Genomic DNA, 21,567 nt, shown 5'->3' on the forward strand with positions numbered 1-21,567 from the left:
TATGCGCAAAAACCGCCCGTATCATGTAATCGATTTTCCATTCACAGCAAAAAAACTGCCGGATTGCCGGCAGCTTTTGCTTATATAGTCTTCACACGCTTGATGATTTCTTCTGTCACTTCATCCGTCGTACTTGAACCGCCGATATCAGGCGTCAAGTAACCGCTTTTTAGAACGTCTTCGATCACGTCAAGCAATCTGGCACCGAGTTCTTCTTCTCCAAAATGATCAAGCATCATTTTAGCCGTCCAAATTTGGCCGATCGGGTTTGCAATTCCTTTGCCGATAATATCCGGGGCAGAGCCGTGCACAGGCTCAAACATGGACGGATATTTGCCGTTTACATTGATATTGGCGGCCGGCGCCACGCCTATACTCCCCATAATCGCCGCCCCGATATCGGTCAAAATATCACCGAATAAGTTGCTGGCAACAATGACGTCAAGCTTCTCCGGCTTCGTTACAAAAAAGGCCGACAGCGCGTCAATGTGCTGCGAATCAGCGGTAATGCCAGGGTAGTCTTTTGCCGTGTTCGCAAAGACTTCATCCCAAAAAGGCATTGAATATACGATTCCGTTCGATTTTGTTGCGCTTGTGACATGCTTTTTCCGTTTAGCCGCCAACTCAAATGCAAAGCGCATCGCCCTCTCCGCCCCTTTTCTTGAAAAAACGGCATTTTGGATGGCGATTTCATCTTCATCTCTGAAGATTCTGCCTCCGATCGAGCTGTATTCCCCTTCACTGTTTTCCCTGACGACAAGAAGATCGAAATCTTTTGGATTGGCCAGCGGAGACTTGATTCCTTGCAAATATTTCGCAGGTCTAACATTGATGACCTGTTCAAATTCGCGGCGGATTTTAATGAGCAGCCCCCATAGGGAAATATGGTCGGGGACAAGCTTGCTGTTTCCTACCGCTCCAAGGAAGATGCTGTCGAACTCTTTCAGCTGCTCCATACCGTCATCGGGCATCATTTCCCCGTGTTCCAAATAATACTCGCAGCTGTATGGAAACTCCGTAAACCGAAATGAGAGTCCTCCGTGAACATCAGAAACCGCTTTCAAAACTCGCTGTGCAGCAGGTACGACTTCTTTTCCTACTCCGTCACCGGGTATGCTGGCAATGTTGAATACTTTCATTAGATCATCCCCTATTCAAATAGTCGACTGTCGACAGATGTCACTTTCATTCTATACCTTGTGTTATTTTCTGACAAGAACAAATTTTGAAGCATCTCGATTAAATAACAAAAAGCCGATTCGGTCCATTTCCGGACGAATCGGCTTTCATTTTTAAAGCGGTATATAATTGGCCGGGTCAACAGCATTGGATTTCGCGTTGTTCCAAAGGCCTTTATGAATTTCAAAGTGAAGATGCTGCCCGTAGGATTGGCCTGTATTTCCCATCGTTCCGATCACTTGTCCCTGTTCAACACGCTGGCCTGTCTGCACTTTAATCGAAGACATGTGAGCGTAGACCGTCTGATATGTTTGCCCGTTGATATTATGGGTAATAAACACAACATTGCCGTAGCTGGACGAGTAATGGGCGTTATAGACCGTTCCGGCGGCTGCCGCATGAATCGGAACACCTGAACCGCGCTTGGCGATATCTACGCCGAAGTGATTCCCGAGCGAACGATTTCCGAACCCGGAAGTAAATGTGCCGGAAGCAGGACGGATAAAGCCTGAGCTGCTTGGTGCCGACGGTTTAGAAGAAGAGGCTTCCGATTGGCCGCTTGAAGCCCGGCGGCTCGCTTCAGCTTCCTGCTTTTTCCGATGCGCCTCTTCAGCTTTGATCGCTTCATCCTGACGCTTTAAAATTTCTGCTTCATTTTCGAGTGAACCAAGTTCTTCATGCGCATGATCTTTATCTTGCTTCACTTTTTTCATGACGTTTGCTTTCTCTTTTTGCTGCTTGTCGAGCGTCTTTTTTAAATCTTCCAGGTCTTTGAGCGCTTTTTCAAGGCTTTCAAGATCCTTGCTCAGCTTTGTCTCCTTTTCCTCAACAAGCTGAAGATCGCGCTTTTGCTCTTCCATCAGGTCTTTATCAGCTTCGACAATTGTCGAAACCGCACCCGCACGGCTGATGAAATCCCCAAAGCTTTTCGATCCGAGAAGCACATCTATGTATTGAACGGAACCGCCGTTTTCCTGCATGGAGCGAACCCGGTCTTTCAATATTTTATTGCGTTTTTCAATCTTTTCTTTAAGCTTTTTGATTTGCTTTTTCAGCTCTTCAATGCTTTTCTTTGTTTGGTCGATTTCTTCGTTTTTCTTTTCCAGCTTTTCATTCGTGTTCGTCATCTGACGGTCGATTTTCTCGATCTCGCTTTTCAGGCCTGCTTCTTTTGATTCAAGCTTTGAAAGCTCCTGTTTCTTTTTTTCGAGTTTTGACTCGTTTTCAGATTTTTTGCTTTGAACGTCGCTCTTTTTTTTCTCCAAGTCTTCATAAGCTAAAGCATGGTTGCTTTTTAGGGGGATCAGCACTGCCGACGATCCGAGCACAGCGGTCAGCCCCAGCGTCATAAGCTTTCTTTTCAACCTTGGTTCCTCCTTGCCTTCAGAATCAAGGGAGCCCGGCGCTTTGCAGGCATCCCAGCTTTAAACATGATACAACCGGCGAGAGCGCCGGTTTAAACTTTTAAGAATTTGCGAATCGACATCAAGCTTCCCCATACACCGATAACGGCTCCGATCAGCACAAGGATCGCTGAAATTTGGAAGACGAACGGATTGTACGGCAAGAGCTGTATGAATGTGCCCTGAACTTTCGGAGCGATCCACTGAACGGCATGATGATACGTTCCGAGCAAAATAGCGATCGGAATGATAGAACCGCATACGCCTAAGAGCAGACCTTCAATGAAGAACGGCCAGCGAATGAACCAGTTTGTCGCGCCTACAAGTTTCATAATCTCGATTTCTTTGCGTCTTGCAAAAATCGTGATTTTGATCGTATTAGAGATTAAAAACATCGCCGTAAACAGCAGGCCGACAACCAATGCAATCCCGATTATTTTGGTGACACCGCTGATTTTAAACAGGCGGTCTACCTGCTCCTGCCCGTATGTCACCTTATAGACGTTGGTCAGCTTCTCAAGCTTCTTGGCAGCTTTCGGTGTGTCTTGAGGGTCTTTTGTTTTTACGACAAATGCATCGTTCAGCGGGTTTTCCTGCTCGAACATTGCAAAGAATTTCCCGTCTTCCCCAAAGCTGTCTTTCAGGTTTTTCAGCTCTTCATCTTTAGATGAGTATTTGACACTGCTGATTTCCGGTATTTTTTTTATTTCTTTTTCCAATGTATTTTTTTGGTCCTGGTTGGCCGTCAAGTCAACAAGCACTTTGACTTCGACTTCCTGTTCGGCTTTTAATGTCATATTGTATACGTTCAGCATGATGACCATGAACACGCCGACCAAGATAAGTGTTACAGTTACAGCACTGATGGATGCGAAAGTCATCCACGCGTTTCTCCCGAGAGATTTTAAGCTCTCGCGCAAATGCCGTCCGAGAGTTCTAATCATAAGAACCATACTCCCCTCTAGCTTCATCACGCACAATGACCCCGTCTTCGATTGCGATGACCCGTTTCTTCATGGTGTTTACGATTTCTTTGTTATGAGTCGCCATAACGACTGTTGTTCCACGGTTGTTGATCTCTTCGAGCGTCTTCATGATTTCCCAAGACGTCTCAGGGTCAAGGTTTCCCGTCGGCTCGTCAGCGATCACGACATCAGGGTCGTTGACGATTGACCGTGCAATTGAAACCCGTTGCTGTTCTCCCCCGGACAGCTGATCAGGGAATTGCCTTGCTTTGTGCTTCAGCTGGACAAGATCAAGCACTTCAAGCACTTTTTTTCTGATCACCTCTGGACGCTCCCCGATGACCTCTAAAGCAAATGCAACATTTTCAAACACCGTCAGCTTTGGCAGCAGTTTAAAGTCCTGGAATACAACGCCGATTTTCCTTCTGATAAAAGGAATCTCTTTTTCTTTGAGCTGCGCCAAATTTTTATTGTTTATGACAATCTTCCCTTTGGAAGGCTTTTCTTCGCGGTAAATCATCTTAATGAAGGTTGATTTTCCTGCTCCGCTCGGTCCTACAACATAAACAAATTCCCCGGGATATATAGAGATGCTTATTCCGTTCAGCGCCGAGACCCCGTTGGAATAAGTCTTATATACATCTTTTATTTCGATCATGTAATCACCTAATCTTCTATGTTTATACGGTCATACTCTTCGAAAGGACATGTCGTTTTGTGTCCTGCTAAATTCACGGTAAATGGTATTGATCCAAGCCCTTTTTCAACAACACCCATTATACGTCAAGATTAGACAAAATGATATTACAGTTTTGTTTCAATGCCGACATAAGTTATAGGAAAAACGCAAAATCAGACAAAAAATTTGTACTTTGGGCCTTTTCTGAGATAAAAGAACTTGTTTTTCTTCGTTCTTTAATAGGCATAAAGGCCTTTTCAACAAAAAAAGAACCTTTTTCACCCGAATGTGAAGAAGGTTCTCTTCGCCTCCTGACCGGCAAGGCATTCTTATTTTTTCTCTGAAAGCCACTTCGCGACCGCTTCAGCTTCTTTTTCGTCTACAAGATTGCCAGGCATTCCGCCGCGGCCGTTGACTACAATGTCTTTAATTTCGCTTTCCTTATACTTGCCGCCAACTTCTTTCAAGCTCGGGGCGGAACCGCCGGACAAATCCTTACCATGGCAGCCTGTGCAGTTTTGCTGGTAAATCTCTTCCCCGTCCGTTGCAGTTGCTTGCCCGCCTGTGTTTTTCTCTTTGCTTTCATTGTTATTGCCCCCGCAGGCAGCCAGCACAAAAGAAACAGCCATAAACAGAGTAAACAGCTTCATTTTCATTTTTTTAAGTCAGCTCCTTTAACAAGTCAACCTTTATTATAACCTCGATTACGCGCGTTTAAAACCCTCGCCAAACACCTCTGAAGCATCCATTGCAATGACAAATGCAGACTCATCAATGTGTTTCACGAGTTGTTTCAGCTTTGTGAACTCGGTCTGGCCGACCACGCACATCAAAATGGGCCGCTCATCATCTGTATAGCCCCCGACCGCTGATATTTTCGTAATCCCTCTGTCAATTTTATTCAGTACCGCATGTCGAACTTCCTCTTCCCGGTTGGTAATGATCATCGCCATTTTGGAACGGTTCAGCCCGACCTGGATAACATCGATGGTTTTGCTTGATATATAAACGCCAAGCATAGCATACAGTCCCTGTTCGATGTTAAAAACAAACATCGCCGACAGGACGATCGTTCCGTCGATCAGCGCCAAACATTTGCCTTGCGAAAGCCCGGTGTACTTATGAATGATTTGCGCAGCCAGCGCAGTCCCGCCTGTAGAACCCCTTCCGAGAAAGACCATCCCGATACCAACTCCGATGCCGACACCGCCGAAAATGGCGGCTAAGAGCGGATTCTCTGTCGCCGGAGCAATGTCCCGTGTCATATATACGATAAAGGGGAGAAAAACAGACCCGACAAGCGTTTTAATGCCGAATTTTCCTCCGAGTATGAGAATCCCGGCAATAAATAAAGGAATATTAAATGCCCATTGCACATAGGCAGCTTCAAAGCCGAATGATTGCAAAATGGTGCTGATGCCGCTGACTCCGCCGGCTGCAATCCGGTTGGGAAGCAGAAACATATTAAATGTCATAGCGACGACAGCTGATCCAAACAGGATATAGCCGTAGTCACGCAACACCGCAAACAATTGATGTCTCGTTTTATCCATATTCATATCTGTCATCCTCCGCACGATTCGTTACCAATCGAGAGTATAGCATTTAGCTTATTGTAAGTAAATAACAGCCAAATAACGTATTAATCGGATAAAGCGGCAGAGGGACAAAGCTTCTTACGGCTTAGGCTGAACATATCCAGGCGGATTTACCCGCAAAAAAAAAGACACATCTCACAATATGGATGTGTCTTTCTCAAATTTAGGAAAGCTTTGAACGCAAATATGCGTCGATGAAAGAGTCAATGTCTCCGTCCATAACCGCCTGCACGTTCCCCATTTCCGTGTTCGTTCTATGATCCTTCACTAGGGAATACGGATGGAAAACGTATGAGCGGATCTGGCTTCCCCAGCCGATTTCTTTTTGTTCGCCGCGAATTTCGTCAAGCTGTGCCTGCTGCTCTTCGATTCTGCGCTGATACAGCTTCGACTTCAGCATTTTCATGGCACGTTCGCGGTTTTTAATTTGTGAGCGCTCCGTTTGGCAAGTGACGATGACGCCTGTCGGCAGGTGGGTGATCCTGACGGCGGAGTCTGTCGTATTGACGTGCTGCCCGCCGGCGCCGCTTGCCCTGTACGTATCGACTTTAATATCTTCCGTACGGATCTCAATGTCGATTTCTTCGTTGAATTCAGGCATGACATCACAAGACACAAACGACGTGTGCCTGCGCCCTGATGAGTCGAACGGAGAAATTCTGACGAGCCTGTGTACGCCTTTCTCGGCTTTTAAATAGCCGTAGGCATTGTGTCCTTTGATCAGGAGAGTGACAGACTTGATTCCTGCTTCATCCCCTGGGAGGTAATCAAGGGTTTCCACCTTAAATCCTCGGCGCTCTGCCCACCTGGTGTACATTCTGAGAAGCATTGAACCCCAATCCTGTGATTCGGTGCCGCCGGCTCCCGGGTGAAGCTCAAGAATCGCATTGTTTTTATCATACGGCTCGCTTAACAATAGCTGCAGCTCAAATTCGTTAAATTGCTTTGTTAAGCTTTTCAGCTCGCTGACCAGTTCATTTTGCAGGTCTTGGTCAGGATCTTCTTTTAAAAGATCGTGTGTCATTTGCAGTTCTTCATGAGATTCGCTCAACTTGTTATACGTGTTGACATAATCTTTTAACGCATTCGCTTCATTAATGATCGTCTGCGCTTTCTGCTGATCTCCCCAAAAGTCAGGGTCAGCCATCTGCTCGTCTAATTCGCTGATTCTTGCTTCCTTTGTTTCGAGGTCAAAGAGACCCCCTGAAGTCCGCTAATCGAGTAGCCATATTTTCAAGTTCCTGTCTGATTTCTGCCAATTCCATTATTCTTTCACCTCATCATAGATTTCAGCCTGTTCAAAATAAAAAGAGGCGTGCACCTCTTTTTATTCTGTTCTTCCGCAGCAGTTTTTATATTTTTTTCCGCTCCCGCAGTAGCAAGGATCATTGCGTCCGATATCCACCGCTTTGCGGACCGGTTTTTTCTTCGCTTGTTTTTCCTCATCGCCTTCTTTCGGCTGATGGGCTGTCGTCTGTCCTTGAATGACCTCTTCGCGCTCAAGGTTGTTTTCAATTTCAGCCTTCATGACGAATTTGGCTACATCATCTTCGATGGCCGCGATCATGTTTTCAAACATTGCAAAGCCTTCCATTTGATACTCGCGAAGCGGGTTTGTCTGAGCGTAAGCGCGCAGATGAATTCCTTGACGCAGCTGATCCATCGCATCGATGTGATCCATCCATTTCGTATCCACTTCGCGGAGAACGATGACTTTCTCAAATTCGCGCATTTGTTCAGAGCCGTACCGCTCTTCTTTCTCATCGTATTTCGTCTTGATCCTGTCATAAATGAGCTCTGTAATCTCCTCAGGCTCTTTTCCGAAAATGTCGCTTTTCTCCACTCCGCCCTCATCAAGGAAATTCGCATTTACAAGCTCGACAAGGCCTTCAAGATTCCACTCTTCAGGCAGATCTTCCTTTGGCGTGTATGAAGCAACAGCCCTCTCAAGTGAAGCTTTAATCATATTTTCGACGATGGAGCGGAGGTTGTCGGAATCGATGACCTCAAAGCGCTGTTTATAGATGACCTCACGCTGCTGGCGGAGCACGTCATCGTATTGCAGGAGCTGCTTACGGGCATCAAAGTTGTTGCCTTCCACACGCTTCTGTGAAGATTCGACCGCTCTTGAAACCATCTTGCTCTGAATCGGCGTCGAATCGTCCATTCCGAAGCGGTCAAGCATCGCCATCGTCCTTTCTGCACCGAAGCGTTTCATTAATTCATCTTCCATGGAAAGATAAAATTGGGTGATACCAGGGTCCCCCTGACGGCCTGAACGTCCGCGCAGCTGGTTGTCAATCCGCCGTGATTCATGGCGCTCTGTACCGATAACGGCCAGTCCGCCAAGCTCTTTTACGCCTTCGCCAAGCTTGATGTCCGTACCACGTCCCGCCATGTTGGTCGCGATGGTGACCGCGCCTTTTTGCCCGGCATCTTCGATAATCTGGGCTTCCCGCTCGTGGTTTTTCGCGTTTAACACCTGATGCGGAATGCCTTTATTTTTAAGCAGCTTTGAAATCAATTCAGATGTTTCAACCGCAACCGTACCGACAAGAACCGGCTGACCGACCATATAGCGCTGGGCGACATCCTCTGCAACAGCTTTAAATTTTCCTTCCATGGTCCGGTAAATTAAATCCGGGCGGTCATCACGGGCGATCGGCTTGTTGGTCGGAATCGTTACAACCTGCATGTTGTAGATGTTGCGGAATTCTTCTTCTTCCGTTTTTGCCGTACCCGTCATCCCTGCCAATTTTTCATACATGCGGAAATAGTTCTGGAAGGTGATCGTCGCGAGCGTCATGCTCTCATTTTGGATCTCAAGTCCTTCCTTCGCTTCAATGGCCTGGTGGAGCCCGTCGCTGTAGCGGCGGCCTTTCATCAGACGGCCTGTGAAAGAGTCGACGATAACGACCTGGCCGTCTTCGACGACGTAATCGACGTCTTTATGCATCGCCGCATGGGCTTTAAGCGCCTGGGCAATATGATGGTTTAAGGCAACATGGCGGACATCAAACAAGTTTTCGATGCCAAATGCCTTTTCGGCTTTTGTCATCCCTTCTTCAGTCAGCTGAACGCCTTTTGTTTTCACATCGTATGTGTAGTCCTGATCCACTTTTAACGTGCGGACAAACGCATTGGCCTGAACGTACAGCTTTGTGGATTTGGCCGCTTGTCCAGAAATGATGAGCGGCGTTCTTGCTTCATCGATCAAAATCGAGTCGACTTCATCGATGACTGCAAAATGAAGCGGACGCTGAACCATCTGCTCTTTATAAAGCACCATGTTGTCGCGCAAGTAGTCAAAGCCAAGCTCATTATTCGTAGAGTACGTAATATCGGCTGCATAGGCTTCACGCTTCTCGTCTTTTGAAAGGCTGTTCAGGTTTAAGCCGACTGTCAGCCCGAGAAATTCATAGATTTTTCCCATCTCTTCAGCATCGCGGCTCGCCAGGTATTCGTTGACCGTCACGATGTGAACGCCTTTCCCTGACAAAGCGTTCAAATAAACGGGCATTGTGGACGTCAGCGTTTTACCTTCCCCCGTTTTCATTTCGGCGATATTCCCTTCATGAAGGGCAACGCCTCCCATCAGCTGAACCTTAAACGGGAACATGCCTGTCACGCGCCGGGAAGCTTCCCTGACAACGGCAAACGCTTCAGTCAAAAGGTCGTCAACTGTTTCGCCTTTTTCAAGGCGCTCTTTGAACTCGATTGTCTTTTGTTTCAAAGCTTCGTCTGAAAGCCTCTCTATATCTGCCTTGAGCGCATCAATCTCGTTCGCTTTCTTTTCATAACGGCTGAGCGTGCGTTTTGTCGGATCAAACACTTTATTTAAAATTCCAAGCATAGAATAACGCTCCTCTTTATTTTCCTTGTTTAAGTATGAGTAAACAGTAATTTTTATATATGCAATATCATATCATACCTTTTGTCATTTCCAAACAATTTACCGCGGGGAAACGGAAAAAATCCCCTCTGCGGAAGATCCGGGAGGGGACTTGATATATTTATTCGTTCGGTTCGATCAAACCGTATTTTCCGTCGTTTCTTCGGTAGACCACATTGGTCAGATTGGTTTCGGCGTTCGTGAATACAAAGAAGCTGTGTCCAAGCATATTCATTTGTAAAATCGCTTCTTCATTATCCATCGGTTTTAAATTAAAGCGCTTTTGACGGACAACCTGCGGCTGTTCATCCTCAGCGTCATCCTGCACGGCCGTTCCGATGCCGTTTTCTTCGGCAAAAACATACTTCGGAGAACCTTTTTCGCGGAACTTCCGGTTCACTTTTGTTTTGTGCTTGCGAATTTGACGTTCCAGTTTGTTCGTTGCGAGATCGATTGCATTGTACATATCTTCGTGGTGAACTTCCGCACGGAGAGAGAGGTCTGTCATTGGAATTGTCACTTCCACCTTAGATTCCTGATCGTTGTAGAATTTCAAGTTGACGTGAACAATCGCATCAACGTTATTTTCAAAATAACGCTCAAGCTTTCCAATTTTCTTCTCGACGTGTTCTCTTAACGCTGGTGTTACATCAATGTTTTCTCCTCTGACGTTGTACTCCATCAAAAGAACGCCTCCTTTATATTAAGGATATGTAAATACATTTCGTCTTTTCCCTGCTGAATTCCTGCATAAACGTAAAAATTATGTGAAAAATCCGTGAATTTTGACGAAGATTGTCTCCTGTCATTTGAACCCCTTTATTAAATCTTAAATATATTCACATGCGAATAAAATCAGAACGCCATTTTTGCTTTTTAAAAAATATGGCATACACCTGTCAGGTGTATGCCGTCAATGGATAACGTAAGGTCTCATGCATTGGTGGATCGTTTTCATCCATTCCCGATAAAGCGGTAAAAAATGATGGGTTAAGTCATGCTGAAATTCAGCAGACGGATAATTGTAATAAATCAGACTGTCAAACTCACGGAAGACTCTGTCAAAAAAACGAATCGAAGATTTGGCACAGCTTGTCTCCAAAATCGACAGCAATACAGCGTGCGACGAATCCAACTGAAAAAAAGCATAGATTAAATCGTTAAAAATCCGCTCTCCTTCTGTCTTCGCCAAATCTTGATTCGCTTCTATTAAATAGCAAAACCCCTCTTCAATCGTAAACAAAAGCTGATAATAAGTCGTTAAGAGCATGTAATCGTCGGTGCTTGTCAAAGCGATCACCTATTTGCGCTTGTCATAATATGTGCCGTCAATCGTCATGTTGGCGTACGGATTGATATAGGAATGATGCATGGCTCGCTTCTGCTTCGCCTGAAGCAGCTCATGTTTGACAGTCTGCTGCAGCCTTTTCAGTTCGGCCATGAGCAATGGCTCCATATCCGTCACTTGCCGCAGCTGCTGCTTTTCTGTCTCAGAAAGAGGCGGCTTGATCTCCTTGATCAAGCCATCGCGTTTTTCAAGAAAAGCTTCGATTGCCTGAACCAGCTCATCACTTTCCGGGGCGTCTTTTATTTGAGCGAGCATATGTTTTGTTTCGCTGTACAGCAGCTCAATCTTTTCCATTATGCCAGCCCGCCCGATCCGAACCGGCCCTGCCGTTCGATTTGAAGCGCTTGCTTCCAGGCATCGCGTAAATCTTTAACATACCCTTCGACTTCCGTCACGATATCTTTGTCATTGCGAATGTTGGCTTCAACCAGGCGGCGGTGGATATACTCGTACATTGCCCCCATTGATGCGGCCAATTCGACTTTCCGGTCAAGAGTGATATTGAGCTCCTGAATAATCTTTTGAGCTTTAACAAGGTTCGTATTTTTCGTTTCCATATCCTCTTGTTCAATCGCCTGTTTCGCCAGCTTCATAAATTTAAGGCAGCCATCAAATAGCATAAGCGTCAATTCTCCAGGGGTCGCCGTGTTGATTGAATTTTGCTGATAAGCTGCATACGGGTTGTTTAAAGCCATTGTTGATCCTCCACCAAATTATTGTCCAAGCATTTGTAATAAGTATGTCGATTGTTCGTTCGCTTTTTGAATCGCTTTTTCCATTGCAGTGAACTTTGTGTAGTAGCGGTTTTCGACTTGTCTCAGGCGGGCGTTCATTGACGAAATGTCAGATTCAACTGTATTCAAGTTTTTCCCGATTGTAAATTGATTGTTTGTCATTGCTGAATTTCCGGCTTTATCTTCAATCTGCTTCTTCGTATCGGTCAAAACAGTCTGAAGCCTTCTCATGATACCTTTTTCATTGTAGTTTTCAGTGCTGCTTGTTCCCGCCATAAAGAGATTAGCCACACTGTCGGGGTCCTCTGCGATCTTTTCTTTCAGTTTTTTTTCGTTTATCTCTAAATGACCACGCTGACTGTAAACGCTCGATGTCGTAATTCCAAACTGAGTGAGCTGCAGCGATTCGCCGTTCACCGACACATTGGAATAAAAATCGGTCCTCATTTGATTGGTGGCGCCGCTTAAAATCGTGTCGCCCCTTAACAATCCGCTTTTCGCTTTTTCTTCCCACAGTTCAATTTGCTTTTCCGTCATATCTGCTTTTTGTTCTTCTGTCAGCGGCGTATAGTCGCGGTATTTCTTTTCCGTGAGCTTGCCGTTGACCATATCGATCAGTTCATTGTACTTTGTAACGAAGTCTTTAATCTTCTCGTAAATCCCGTCAACATCGGTCGCTACGTCAAGCGAAACAGGGCTGGTCGTCGTATTTTTCAGCTGATATGTCACATTACTGACGGTAAAATTGTTCGTTGTTTTTTCAATTTGCAGTCCGTTGATAACAACTTCGGCGTTTTGACCTTCCTGGCTGGCTGTCAGCTTGTTGTCGGCGTCAAGCGCAAAACCGAGCTGATTGGACATAAAGCTTGCCGTCGCATCATCAGCTGCCTGTATGCTGCCCCCTGCGCCGGTAGCTTTTGATGTAAAAGCGATCGTTTCCACATATTCAGACCCGTTATAAATTTTTTCTTTCATAGCGGTTACGCCCAAATTTGATTTGTTGATTTTGGAAACGATGTCATCCAGCGTATCCGTGCTGCTGACACTGATTTCAACCTTTTTCGCAGCCGTTTCTCCAGGAGCTGTCACTTGGAAAGTTAACGTTTGATCGCTCCCAGTATACCCTGAAAGGCTAGAAGATTTATAGGTAGCCGCAGTTGCCAGCTTGTTGACTTGGATCGTGCCTGATGTCGCATTCGTGGTGCCTGTTGCCGTAACAGCCGACTCATTAGAGCTTGTCACCTTTTTCGCGCCGTATGTACTAGGACGGAGCATAAGGTTGATTGATTCCTGCAAATCTTTAATTTTCGTATTGATTTCACGATAGCTGTCGCGCTGCCATTCTAAAGTCTGTTTCTTTTGCGTGAGCTTATCAAGCGGGACGCGCTCCGTCTTCATTAATTTGCTGACAATATCGTCTACATCCATCCCTGAAGCTAAACCTGATATTCTGATCGCCATTTCATCTAACACTCCTGTTCTATGTAGTTTTATCGACAATTAACCCCATACATTCCGCCATTGCTGCATAAAAATCGAGCCACTCTTTTGGCGGGATCTCACGGACGACTTCCTCTGTCCGATTGTCCACGACTTTCACATAATACTCGCCCAATTTTTCGTGAAGCACGAACTGAAGGTGGACTTGCGACGGCTCCAAAAGGTTGTTTGCGCCTTGTACGGTTTTTTCAAGCTGAGCAAATGTAAATTCTGCAGCGTCCGTCTGCTGCAGGCGTTCCACAGCTTCAGACTGTTTATTCATCATCTGCGTTTTGTAAGCATCAATAATGGGTTCTAAAGATGACAATCTATTGATCGACAATTTTTACCATCCCCTATGCTATGATCTAAAACTTATATCGGCTAAGGGCGAATGAGATTAAATATCTTTATGGAAAAAAATTAATTAAGGTAGATAGAAACTAGCCACTCACAGTATATTTTAAGAATAAAGACCATGATAGAACTTCCTTATGATAGCCATTATAAAATCCTTTTGGATACGAAAATATCTTTCAATAAATATTCAAATTTGTTATTTATTATAATGTTATAATTGAACTGACAATATCTACAAGAAAGGGGATTTGTTCATGAAAAAAATATTTGTGTCGCTGGCACTAGCCTTTGTATTGTCATTTAGTTTTTACTCGTCTTCGAAGGCAGCAGTTTTGGCTCGAGTAGCTGTATACCCTGGTGAAGTTCGCCAAAGCGCTGATATTTTTCGTGGCGTTGGGGAGGGGGATTTCCGGTGCAGATTTTATAATGCAACACGTTTAGGCGGTGGCACTTGTTCACTTTATGAAATTACTCCAGATGGAAGAAATACATTAGTTGCCTCTTCCAGTGTAGATTACTCGCTACAACAAGAAATTCAGACAGTTTATACAGATCCAGATCACCTCTACTATATAAAAGGGAAGAATTCTGCACTAAGTGGTACAAGAACACTTATTATTAGCGATTTCTCTAATTAATAGGCATTCTATATTGAGACACTCTAAGGTCAATGATTGAGTGTCTCTTTTCTAGTCTTACAAAAAAGGATCTTAGTTGATGTTGCAATAAAAAAGACCTTGGCAAAAGCCAAGATCTTTTTTAAGCAATTAACGAAGCAACTGAAGAACGTTTTGCGGCTGTTGGTTCGCTTGAGCAAGCATCGCTTGAGAAGCTTGAGAAAGAATGTTGTTCTTTGTGAACTCGCTCATTTCTTTAGCCATGTCTACGTCACGGATACGAGATTCAGCAGCTGTTAAGTTCTCAGAAGAAGCACCAAGGTTGTTGATTGTGTGCTCTAGACGGTTTTGTACCGCACCAAGTTTTGCACGTTGTGCAGATACTTGGCTGATTGCACTGTCAACGATTTTTAATTGGTCATTGAAACCAACATCTGGTTCAGTAGCTGCGTTATCAGCAAATTTAGTTACATTGATATCTCCAACTGTTTGGTTAGCTAACATAGTTTGACCAGTAGTATCTGCAGGATCTTTAACTCCTAATGCATCAGTGCTCATTTTTTCAATGTTAACAGAAATTTGTTGCTTTGCGTTAGCACCAATTTGGAATACTAAAGATTTATCGGTTGGTGCTGGGTTTGCTGGATCTGCTGGTGCTTTGAAAGTACCATCCAACAATTTTTTACCGTTGAACTCTGTACGTTCTGAGATGCCGTCAATTTCGTCTTTTAATGCTTTGATTTCATCTTGAATGGCTGTTAAATCTTCAGTTTGTTGTGTACCAGTGTTTCCAGCTTGAACAACTAGTTCACGAACACGTTGAAGGATTGAGTGAGTTTCAGTCAATGCACCCTCAGCTGTTTGGATAAGAGAGATGCCATCTTGAGCGTTCTTAGAAGCCATTTCTAGACCGCGGATTTGTCCTCTCATTTTTTCAGAGATTGCAAGACCTGCTGCGTCATCTCCAGCACGGTTGATGCGAAGACCTGAAGAAAGTTTCTCCATGTTCTTTTGGCTTGCGCCATTGTTTGCTGACAGACGGTTCAGCGTGTTAAGCGCCGCAATGTTGTGGTTGATTCTCATTGTGTATTTCCTCCTTGAAATGTGTTTGATTGCACGTCCATGTGCATGTTTGAAGCATTCAGGCTGTCCTTCCTGCTACATATTTTATATCGGAGGTGCCTTGAAATTGTTTATAGCAAAAATAAAAAAATCCTCACTTTTTTTGTGAGGATAATTTCGCAAGCAAATCGTTTGAGATGGAAGCGGCCCGGCTGTTTTCTTCCTGGATCGCCAAATAGATTTCCTTGCGGTGAATTTCGATATGCTTCGGCGCGTCGATGCCGATTTTCACCTGGTCTCCGTCAACGGATATGATTTTCACTTCAATATCGTCTCCGATTTGAATCGCTTCATTGAGCTTGCGGGATAAGACTAGCATGCTTCCCCTCCTATCGGCTGCTTTGTCTGATAAGAAGAGTCATGCAAAATCACTTGTTTGGCAAGCATTTTTCTGCGGTTCACCACAATCGGCGCCATCAAATTGGCCGTTGATTTCTCGAATGGCTCTTCGATCGTTAAAATCGCCATCACTTCAACGTCTTCGGCAGATTCGATTTCAAGAAGTTCAACCGTCGTTTCATCAAGGTCAAAGCCATAATTTTTGAAAAAGACGAACGGACTGGCGACAATGAATGCCAGCTCTTCCGACTGCACCGACTGAAGGACGACGAACGGCGAATCCTCGGAAAGCGGCAGGATGACGAACTTCTTCTCCCCTGTAAATCCAGGCAGGCCGTTTTTAAACACGATTGTCTGGTCTTCTTGAATTTGCGTTTCTCCGTGATACTTCGTTTTAATGATCATCATTCACGATCCTTTGCTGAATTACTTTTGTTTTGGGTATTCCACATCTATTTTTACCTCCGGATATTGGAGCATGTCAACCTTCACACTGCCTGGCGTATAGTTAACAACCGGTTTATTCGGCGTTGCTTCGATAACAGGCTTGCGCGGCGTCGCTTCAATGTTCACTTTAGCCGGTTCGTATGCGATTTTCACCCTGTCAAATGACGGCGTAAAATGAACGCCGATTTGAATCGGTTCAGGCTCGCTGTTCCGCCTCGCCTGGTCTGCCAGCGGATTGCCTTCGATTTCGATCCGCATCATTTCGTCCCCTTCTTCAGCGGTCCGCGCCATTCCGGCGAGCCAATCTTGATAGCCCTGCTGCGCCCCTTCTTCAATCCTTTTAAATACATGCTTTCTTTCTAAGTCTTCCCAAGCTTTTGTCTGGTCAATCGTGAGCTTTGAAGGGGTGGTTGTTATCTCCAGTTCGGCCGGCGGCTGTTCGATTTTCAAGTCGGCTTGCGGCTGTTCCATTTTTAAGTCCGGCGGCGTCGTTGTTAAACCGATACGGCCGGGGATATTTTGCATGATCAGCCTCGGCATCTCCATTATGATATCCTCCTTTTGCTGAAAAAAAAGCAACTCGGATAGAGTCGCTTTTATCTTAAAAAGTCAACCAGTGTCGGCTGAACGATTTTCGCATTTATGGCAAGTGCAGCTCTATGAACCGATTGCTGTGTAATAAATTCAGTAATGATTTCTTCAAGCTCAACATCTTCGTTGTCTGACAATACCTTTGTCGCCGTCTCTTCCTGTTCGCTCAGCCGCGCATTAATCAATTCGAGCCGGTTGTAGCGCGCTCCGATATCAGACCGCTCATTACTCATCTGATTGGAAAACTGGTCAATGTCTGAGAGGGCGTTTTCCATTCCTTCCATTGTTCCCGCTTTTAAGGCGTTCTCGAGAGACTCAATCATTTCAAACACATTTTGTCCGCTGCCTGACTGTCCGCCGAAAGCCGAAATCGGATTTGAGTTTACATTTAAGGTTGCGTTTGGCGAAACATTGATGAGAACGTCAGAGCTGCTTGTATAGTTTTCAAAATTGTATGTGTAAGTACCGTCGGCGTTTTTTGTGATCGGAGCGACGTCAGAGTTCGTTCCGTTGAACAGGTAGCGGCCGTTGACCTGCGTATTAGCGATCTGAATCAGCTGATCCTTCAGTTGGCCGATTTCGACCCCGATCGCATTTAATTCATCCTCGCCGTTAGTACTGTTTTGAGCCTTAACAGTCAGTTCCCTGATTTTCGACATGATATCAATGCCTTCTGTAATGTTCGTTTCCGTATTTTCAAGCCATGTAAAAGCTTGCGAGGCATTGCTTTGGTATTGTTTAACCTGGGACAACTGTGTATTATACTTCAGGCTTTTCATTGCGACAACTGGGTCGTCAGATGCTTTTGTGATCTTTTTTCCCGAAGAAATCTGGGATTGAAGCTTATCCAGCTTTCCATAGCTTGAATTGATGTAGCGCAAAGAATTTTTTGCGATCATCCCTTGGGTTACCCGCATGAATCTCTACCTACCTTCCTACGACACCCATGCCGTTAATAATCTTATCGAGGACTTCGTCCTGCAGCGTAATCATTCTAGCAGCCGCGTTATAAGCATGCTGGAATTGGATCATGTTCGACATTTCTTCATCTAATGATACGGCGCTAACAGACTGTCTGTTCAATTCAGCCGTGTTTACAAGCGTTTCTGTATTTTTGGCCAGCCTGTTGGTTTCCTGAGCTTTTACGCCCATTTCACCGATGATGCCTGCGTAATAGTCTAAAACTGTCGTCGTTTTGTCACCGATTTGAATTTTCTTGGTGAAGACATTAGCCAGATTTGTCGCGTTGGCGTTGTCACTCGCTTCACCATTCAGCGATGCGGCGATTTTATCGCCTTTTGAATTCATGATCTCATCGGCTACTTTGATTTTGCCGGCAGCTCCCTTTGCAGGCTCAGCCTCTCCCCCGGTGAATTCAAAGAAAATGCCTCCCGGTTCTCCTGATGAAGTAAACCCGCTTTGATGGACTGCATTAAACTCTTTCGCAAAAGCAAGCGCCATCGTATCCAGGTCTGCGAGCATTTCAGGATATAAACCTTTTTCTTCACCGTTTGACATATATCCGAAGGACTCGATTAAACCGAGCAGCGACCCTTTGCTAGTAAACGAATCGATGCCGATGTCCGTCCCGCCGAGGGAAACGCCTGTCACAAGGCCTGTATCGTTGTCGTAATTTACTTTGACCGTTTCAGTCGTGAAGTTTGGTCCGTCAAGAACCTGGCCCAGAGACTGGCCGTTTTCGTCCAGGATTTCTATTGATGCAATGCCTTCAGCGGTTGCAAGTGGGTTGCCGCCAGTCTTCGTATAGCTGACTTTGATATTAACCATTGAAGACAGCTCATCAAGGAGCTGGTCACGCTTATCGTACAAATCATTCGGGAGATAGCCGTTTGGCTCGACTTTGGCGATTTGCTCGTTTAAGCTGTTCAGCTGTGACAGAAGCGAGTTGATCGTCATCACATTTTGATCAATCTGGTCGCCTAAATTTGATTGAACGGTTGTCAGCGATTCATACAGAGTGTTAAATGTCTCGGCGACCGCCTGCCCTTTTTGTCCGACGACAGAAGCTGCGCTCGGCTCGTGGGCGTTATTCGTCAATTCCTGAATGGAATTCCAGAATGAATTCAGAACCTTGTTTAATCCGGTGTCGTTCAGTTCATTCATAATCCCTTCCATTTGGTTAAAAGCGTCCACTTTTGCATTGTAATAGCCGGCCTTTGTATTCTGCGTCCGGTATTGATAGTCCAGAAAGCTGTCTCTAACCCGTTCAACCGAACCGATTTCAACGCCTGTACCCATCTGGCCGGCAAGCCCGACAGAGTCTCTTGATACGGATGGATAAGGGGTTGATGCTTTAAATGTAACACGTTGTCTTGAATACCCTTCGGTATTGGCGTTGGATATATTGTTTGCTGTTACGCTCAGAGCTGATTGCTGCGCGGACAATCCTCTTTTGGCGATTTCCAGCCCTAAAAAAGTTGGGTTTGTCATCTTTTTCACTCCGTTCTAAGCTTTTGAGTCGAATAAAGAAAGCCGTTTTGCCCCGCCTGTCTGGTTTGGCTGCTGCTCTTTTCCGTAATTTGAACCGCCTTCTTTCGGAAGGAGCATATCAAATGTAAGCGAGATAAATTGAAGCGACTGAAAAGTCAGCTGCTTGTTCAAATCGTTCACATCCTTTAAACGGATGACGAGCTGTGAGAGCTTGGCATACAGCTGTTCCAGCACCTTTTTCTCGCCGCCCGCAGCTTTGCTGATACATGCGCTGATAGTCGCGTCCGAGCTGCCGATACAGCTTTTAGTTGCTTCAATGCGGGACTGCTCCGTTTGTTCAATCGCCTGCACATACTTTTGTTCTTTCGTCACGATTTCTGAAAGTGCCTTTATTTCGTTCGTCTTCAGCGCCTCCGTTTTTTGTTCCGACAGAGACAGCAGATGTTCATGCAGCACGCATAAGCGCTCCAGCTCTTCAATCACCCGTTTCACTGAACTGACTTCCTCCTTTTATTGCTGTTTATAAAAATTGACCATTTTTTCAGCTATGCCTTTGCCGTCCACTTTGTACGTTCCATTCTCCACGGCTGCTTTCAGCTGGGCAATTTTCTCCTGACGCTCTTTCATTAAATCAGGACCTTTTTGCAGCTCCTTTGCTTTCGCAGAAATCTCAACTTTATCTTCCGGCTGGGCTGCACCCTGTGAAGAAGCTGTTTGTTTTTCAAATGATTTATGATAAGGATTAACAGGTTGTGTTCCATATTGGTTGATCTTCATGGGATTCCTCTCACTTTCCGCCATAGTTATCTATGATCATACTCATTTTATCGTCTGAGCTTCAAGTTAGTTTAGGGAATCAGTCATTTTTAGGATTAAAGGTATAGTACGTGCCTTTAGAACTATTTCTCTTCTCTTTTTCAAGCTGCTCCAGCTGGTCTAATTGACTCATTTGCGATGCTAAATCTTGATCGCATGACAGGCAATAACGCCCCTCCCGAATAAGTGTGCCGCACCTTTCGCACGGATAGCCGAGATTCGGAAAATTGGAGATTTGAATGCGTTTCTGTCTGATGAACTTCAATATTAACTCTTCTTCGACACCTGTTTTTTCTACGATCTGAAACATTGTAGACTGTCGGTTTTCCTGTTTTTTCAGAAATTTATAAACGGTTTCAAACGCACGTTCTTCTTCTTTCAAGCATGAAACGCAAACGGTTTGAAAACTGCTTTTCATAAACAATGCATTACATCTTGGACAATTCGCCAATTGACTCATAAATTTTGACCCCTATCCTTAAATTCTATCTTTTATATCGGCAGTGAAAAAAAATGATTTAGCTTCGAATTAATGTAAATGATGATACAGATTTTGCCTCACCGGATGTCATCAGACAAGCAGCGGCATGATGAAGGGTCGCCCCTGTCGTATACAAGTCGTCGATCAATATGATATCCAGATTCTTTACCGATCCCTTTTCGGTTCTAAAAACCGTTTTGGGCTTGATCCGTTCTTTTCTGCTTTTTTTGGATTGTTTTTCATTTTCGATTCTGATCAAAGGATGCATAACGGGTTTTTTTAATAAGGAAGCAAGCCTCTCCGCCTGATTGAATCCCCGCTCCGCTTTACGTTCTTCACTGAGTGGTATCGGAACTAAAACAGCTGGAGTGCGGCGGTAATATTGGTGGAAAGCATTGATAAATAAAGGAGCAAAAGCGAAGACCAGTTCAGCATCACCTCTGAACTTAAAACGGGCAAGGACTTCTTTCATGAAGGTATTGTAGATATAGACAGAGCGGTTTTGCCTCAAAAGAGAGCGGGTTAACGGATCAGCTTCCCATTTTAGGCAGTCACCGCACAGTTCTTCGCTCTCTTGGGGGCGCCCGCACTTAGGGCACACCGTTCTTCCTTCGATCCTGATAAAATTGTCTTTACATGCCCTGCATATTTTCTCTTCTGATCGTAAAAAGAATAAAGCGCGCCATGAAAGAGAATGTAAAAGAGGCGCTTCACAAATTAAACAATGCAGTTCATTTCCTCCCTTTTCGATTGCTTTCGCAAAGCGGGTTGTCATTCACCTTTCTGGCAGCTTCAGCCAAGGTGACGAGCATTGATGTATTTTTTTGTTTGTCAACGAGCTCTGCTTTTATGTAAGTCAGCTTCGACTCATCTGTTACATATTGCGGTTTTACTGCATTTAAAGCCAAGGCGAGCACATCCTCTCTGCACCTGCTGCACATACAGCTCATGTGCAGCTGTTCGATATACTGATCAAACAACTCTTCCAAAACAGCCTCTTTAGCATTGACTAGCATCCGGCACCGCTCCTCATTTTATATTCATAGGTATACTTTACCATGAATAT

26 protein-coding genes are annotated in these 21,567 nt (G+C 44.9%); 1 reads left to right on the plus strand and 25 read right to left on the minus strand.

Annotated elements, in window-relative coordinates:
- Nucleotides 1–80: 80 nt before the first annotated feature.
- The 14 genes from MHB72_RS19290 to flaG all read right to left on the minus strand — a co-directional run bounded on the left by MHB72_RS19290 (nt 81) and on the right by flaG (nt 13,620).
- Complete coding sequence (locus MHB72_RS19290; RefSeq protein ID WP_020453093.1) at nt 81–1,139, minus strand: tartrate dehydrogenase; 1,059 nt, start codon at nt 1,137–1,139, stop codon at nt 81–83.
- Between the two features lie 153 nt (nt 1,140–1,292).
- Nucleotides 1,293–2,543, minus strand: a complete 1,251-nt coding sequence (locus tag MHB72_RS19295; RefSeq protein ID WP_035337775.1) for a murein hydrolase activator EnvC family protein — start codon at nt 2,541–2,543, stop codon at nt 1,293–1,295.
- A gap of 92 nt (nt 2,544–2,635) precedes the next feature.
- The gene (gene ftsX, locus MHB72_RS19300) at nt 2,636–3,526 is read right to left on the minus strand and encodes a permease-like cell division protein FtsX (RefSeq protein ID WP_025810709.1); all 891 of its coding nucleotides are present in this window, start codon (nt 3,524–3,526) and stop codon (nt 2,636–2,638) included.
- Nucleotides 3,519–4,205: a cell division ATP-binding protein FtsE gene (ftsE, locus tag MHB72_RS19305; RefSeq protein ID WP_003185670.1), complete on the minus strand. Its 687-nt coding sequence runs from the start codon at nt 4,203–4,205 to the stop codon at nt 3,519–3,521. Before ftsE ends, ftsX begins: the two co-directional genes overlap by 8 nt.
- 350 nt (nt 4,206–4,555) lie before the next feature.
- Nucleotides 4,556–4,882: a cytochrome c551 gene (gene cccB / locus MHB72_RS19310; protein WP_020453096.1), complete on the minus strand. Its 327-nt coding sequence runs from the start codon at nt 4,880–4,882 to the stop codon at nt 4,556–4,558.
- 48 nt (nt 4,883–4,930) lie between these two features.
- Complete coding sequence (locus MHB72_RS19315) at nt 4,931–5,785, minus strand: YitT family protein (protein ID WP_436967729.1); 855 nt, start codon at nt 5,783–5,785, stop codon at nt 4,931–4,933.
- Nucleotides 5,786–5,987: 202 nt separating this feature from the next.
- Nucleotides 5,988–7,089, minus strand: a protein-coding gene (gene prfB / locus MHB72_RS19320) for a peptide chain release factor 2 (RefSeq protein WP_096748347.1) whose coding sequence is annotated in 2 segments (ribosomal slippage) — nt 5,988–7,016 and nt 7,018–7,089 — 1,101 coding nt in all. Because the reading frame shifts where the segments join, the coding sequence is not laid out codon by codon here.
- 62 nt (nt 7,090–7,151) lie between these two features.
- Nucleotides 7,152–9,677, minus strand: a complete 2,526-nt coding sequence (secA, locus tag MHB72_RS19325) for a preprotein translocase subunit SecA (RefSeq protein ID WP_020453099.1) — start codon at nt 9,675–9,677, stop codon at nt 7,152–7,154.
- A 160-nt stretch (nt 9,678–9,837) separates the two neighbouring features.
- Nucleotides 9,838–10,398, minus strand: coding sequence for a ribosome hibernation-promoting factor, HPF/YfiA family (gene hpf, locus MHB72_RS19330; RefSeq protein ID WP_026580169.1), 561 nt, complete (start codon nt 10,396–10,398; stop codon nt 9,838–9,840).
- Nucleotides 10,399–10,629: 231 nt separating this feature from the next.
- The gene (locus MHB72_RS19335; RefSeq protein WP_020453101.1) at nt 10,630–11,007 is read right to left on the minus strand and encodes a hypothetical protein; all 378 of its coding nucleotides are present in this window, start codon (nt 11,005–11,007) and stop codon (nt 10,630–10,632) included.
- Between the two features lie 9 nt (nt 11,008–11,016).
- On the minus strand, nt 11,017–11,358 hold the full coding sequence (locus MHB72_RS19340; protein WP_216919434.1) for a flagellar protein FliT: 342 nt from the start codon (nt 11,356–11,358) through the stop codon (nt 11,017–11,019).
- Entirely contained in the window at nt 11,358–11,759 is a 402-nt protein-coding gene (gene fliS, locus MHB72_RS19345) for a flagellar export chaperone FliS (RefSeq protein WP_020453103.1), read from the minus strand. Before fliS ends, MHB72_RS19340 begins: the two co-directional genes overlap by 1 nt.
- A gap of 18 nt (nt 11,760–11,777) precedes the next feature.
- The gene (locus tag MHB72_RS19350; RefSeq protein WP_216919432.1) at nt 11,778–13,259 is read right to left on the minus strand and encodes a flagellar hook-associated protein 2; all 1,482 of its coding nucleotides are present in this window, start codon (nt 13,257–13,259) and stop codon (nt 11,778–11,780) included.
- 19 nt (nt 13,260–13,278) lie between these two features.
- Nucleotides 13,279–13,620 carry a flagellar protein FlaG gene (gene flaG, locus MHB72_RS19355; RefSeq protein WP_216919430.1) on the minus strand — a complete coding sequence of 114 codons (342 nt, stop codon included), beginning with the start codon at nt 13,618–13,620 and terminating at the stop codon, nt 13,279–13,281.
- A gap of 271 nt (nt 13,621–13,891) precedes the next feature.
- On the opposite strand from flaG, the gene MHB72_RS19360 reads away from it, so the two are divergent.
- A complete protein-coding gene (locus MHB72_RS19360) occupies nt 13,892–14,275 on the plus strand; it encodes a hypothetical protein (protein ID WP_026580170.1) in 384 nt (127 codons plus the stop codon).
- A 129-nt stretch (nt 14,276–14,404) separates the two neighbouring features.
- Here MHB72_RS19360 and hag read toward each other — a convergent pair whose 3' ends face one another.
- From hag to MHB72_RS19415, 11 genes are all read right to left on the minus strand, one after another.
- Nucleotides 14,405–15,337 carry a flagellin Hag gene (gene hag / locus MHB72_RS19365; RefSeq protein WP_025810704.1) on the minus strand — a complete coding sequence of 311 codons (933 nt, stop codon included), beginning with the start codon at nt 15,335–15,337 and terminating at the stop codon, nt 14,405–14,407.
- Nucleotides 15,338–15,470: 133 nt separating this feature from the next.
- Nucleotides 15,471–15,695 carry a carbon storage regulator CsrA gene (gene csrA / locus MHB72_RS19370; protein ID WP_003185697.1) on the minus strand — a complete coding sequence of 75 codons (225 nt, stop codon included), beginning with the start codon at nt 15,693–15,695 and terminating at the stop codon, nt 15,471–15,473.
- Nucleotides 15,689–16,120 carry a flagellar assembly protein FliW gene (gene fliW, locus MHB72_RS19375; RefSeq protein WP_025810703.1) on the minus strand — a complete coding sequence of 144 codons (432 nt, stop codon included), beginning with the start codon at nt 16,118–16,120 and terminating at the stop codon, nt 15,689–15,691. Before fliW ends, csrA begins: the two co-directional genes overlap by 7 nt.
- A gap of 21 nt (nt 16,121–16,141) precedes the next feature.
- Nucleotides 16,142–16,708 (minus strand): DUF6470 family protein, encoded by a 567-nt coding sequence (locus MHB72_RS19380; RefSeq protein ID WP_025810702.1) that lies wholly within the window; start codon nt 16,706–16,708, stop codon nt 16,142–16,144.
- Between the two features lie 50 nt (nt 16,709–16,758).
- On the minus strand, nt 16,759–17,670 hold the full coding sequence (gene flgL / locus MHB72_RS19385; protein ID WP_216919428.1) for a flagellar hook-associated protein FlgL: 912 nt from the start codon (nt 17,668–17,670) through the stop codon (nt 16,759–16,761).
- A 10-nt stretch (nt 17,671–17,680) separates the two neighbouring features.
- Nucleotides 17,681–19,204: a flagellar hook-associated protein FlgK gene (gene flgK / locus MHB72_RS19390; protein WP_026580173.1), complete on the minus strand. Its 1,524-nt coding sequence runs from the start codon at nt 19,202–19,204 to the stop codon at nt 17,681–17,683.
- Nucleotides 19,205–19,219: 15 nt separating this feature from the next.
- A complete protein-coding gene (locus MHB72_RS19395) occupies nt 19,220–19,696 on the minus strand; it encodes a flagellar protein FlgN (RefSeq protein ID WP_025810700.1) in 477 nt (158 codons plus the stop codon).
- Nucleotides 19,697–19,714: 18 nt separating this feature from the next.
- Nucleotides 19,715–19,981 carry a flagellar biosynthesis anti-sigma factor FlgM gene (flgM, locus tag MHB72_RS19400; RefSeq protein WP_003185713.1) on the minus strand — a complete coding sequence of 89 codons (267 nt, stop codon included), beginning with the start codon at nt 19,979–19,981 and terminating at the stop codon, nt 19,715–19,717.
- 79 nt (nt 19,982–20,060) lie between these two features.
- Entirely contained in the window at nt 20,061–20,480 is a 420-nt protein-coding gene (locus MHB72_RS19405) for a TIGR03826 family flagellar region protein (protein ID WP_020453114.1), read from the minus strand.
- Nucleotides 20,481–20,538: 58 nt separating this feature from the next.
- Entirely contained in the window at nt 20,539–21,276 is a 738-nt protein-coding gene (locus MHB72_RS19410; protein ID WP_026580174.1) for a ComF family protein, read from the minus strand.
- The gene (locus MHB72_RS19415; protein WP_216919426.1) at nt 21,233–21,517 is read right to left on the minus strand and encodes a late competence development ComFB family protein; all 285 of its coding nucleotides are present in this window, start codon (nt 21,515–21,517) and stop codon (nt 21,233–21,235) included. Before MHB72_RS19415 ends, MHB72_RS19410 begins: the two co-directional genes overlap by 44 nt.
- Nucleotides 21,518–21,567: the final 50 nt, after the last annotated feature.

The organism is Bacillus sp. FSL K6-1284 (assembly GCF_038002625.1).
Taxonomy (GTDB): domain Bacteria; phylum Bacillota; class Bacilli; order Bacillales; family Bacillaceae; genus Bacillus; species Bacillus paralicheniformis.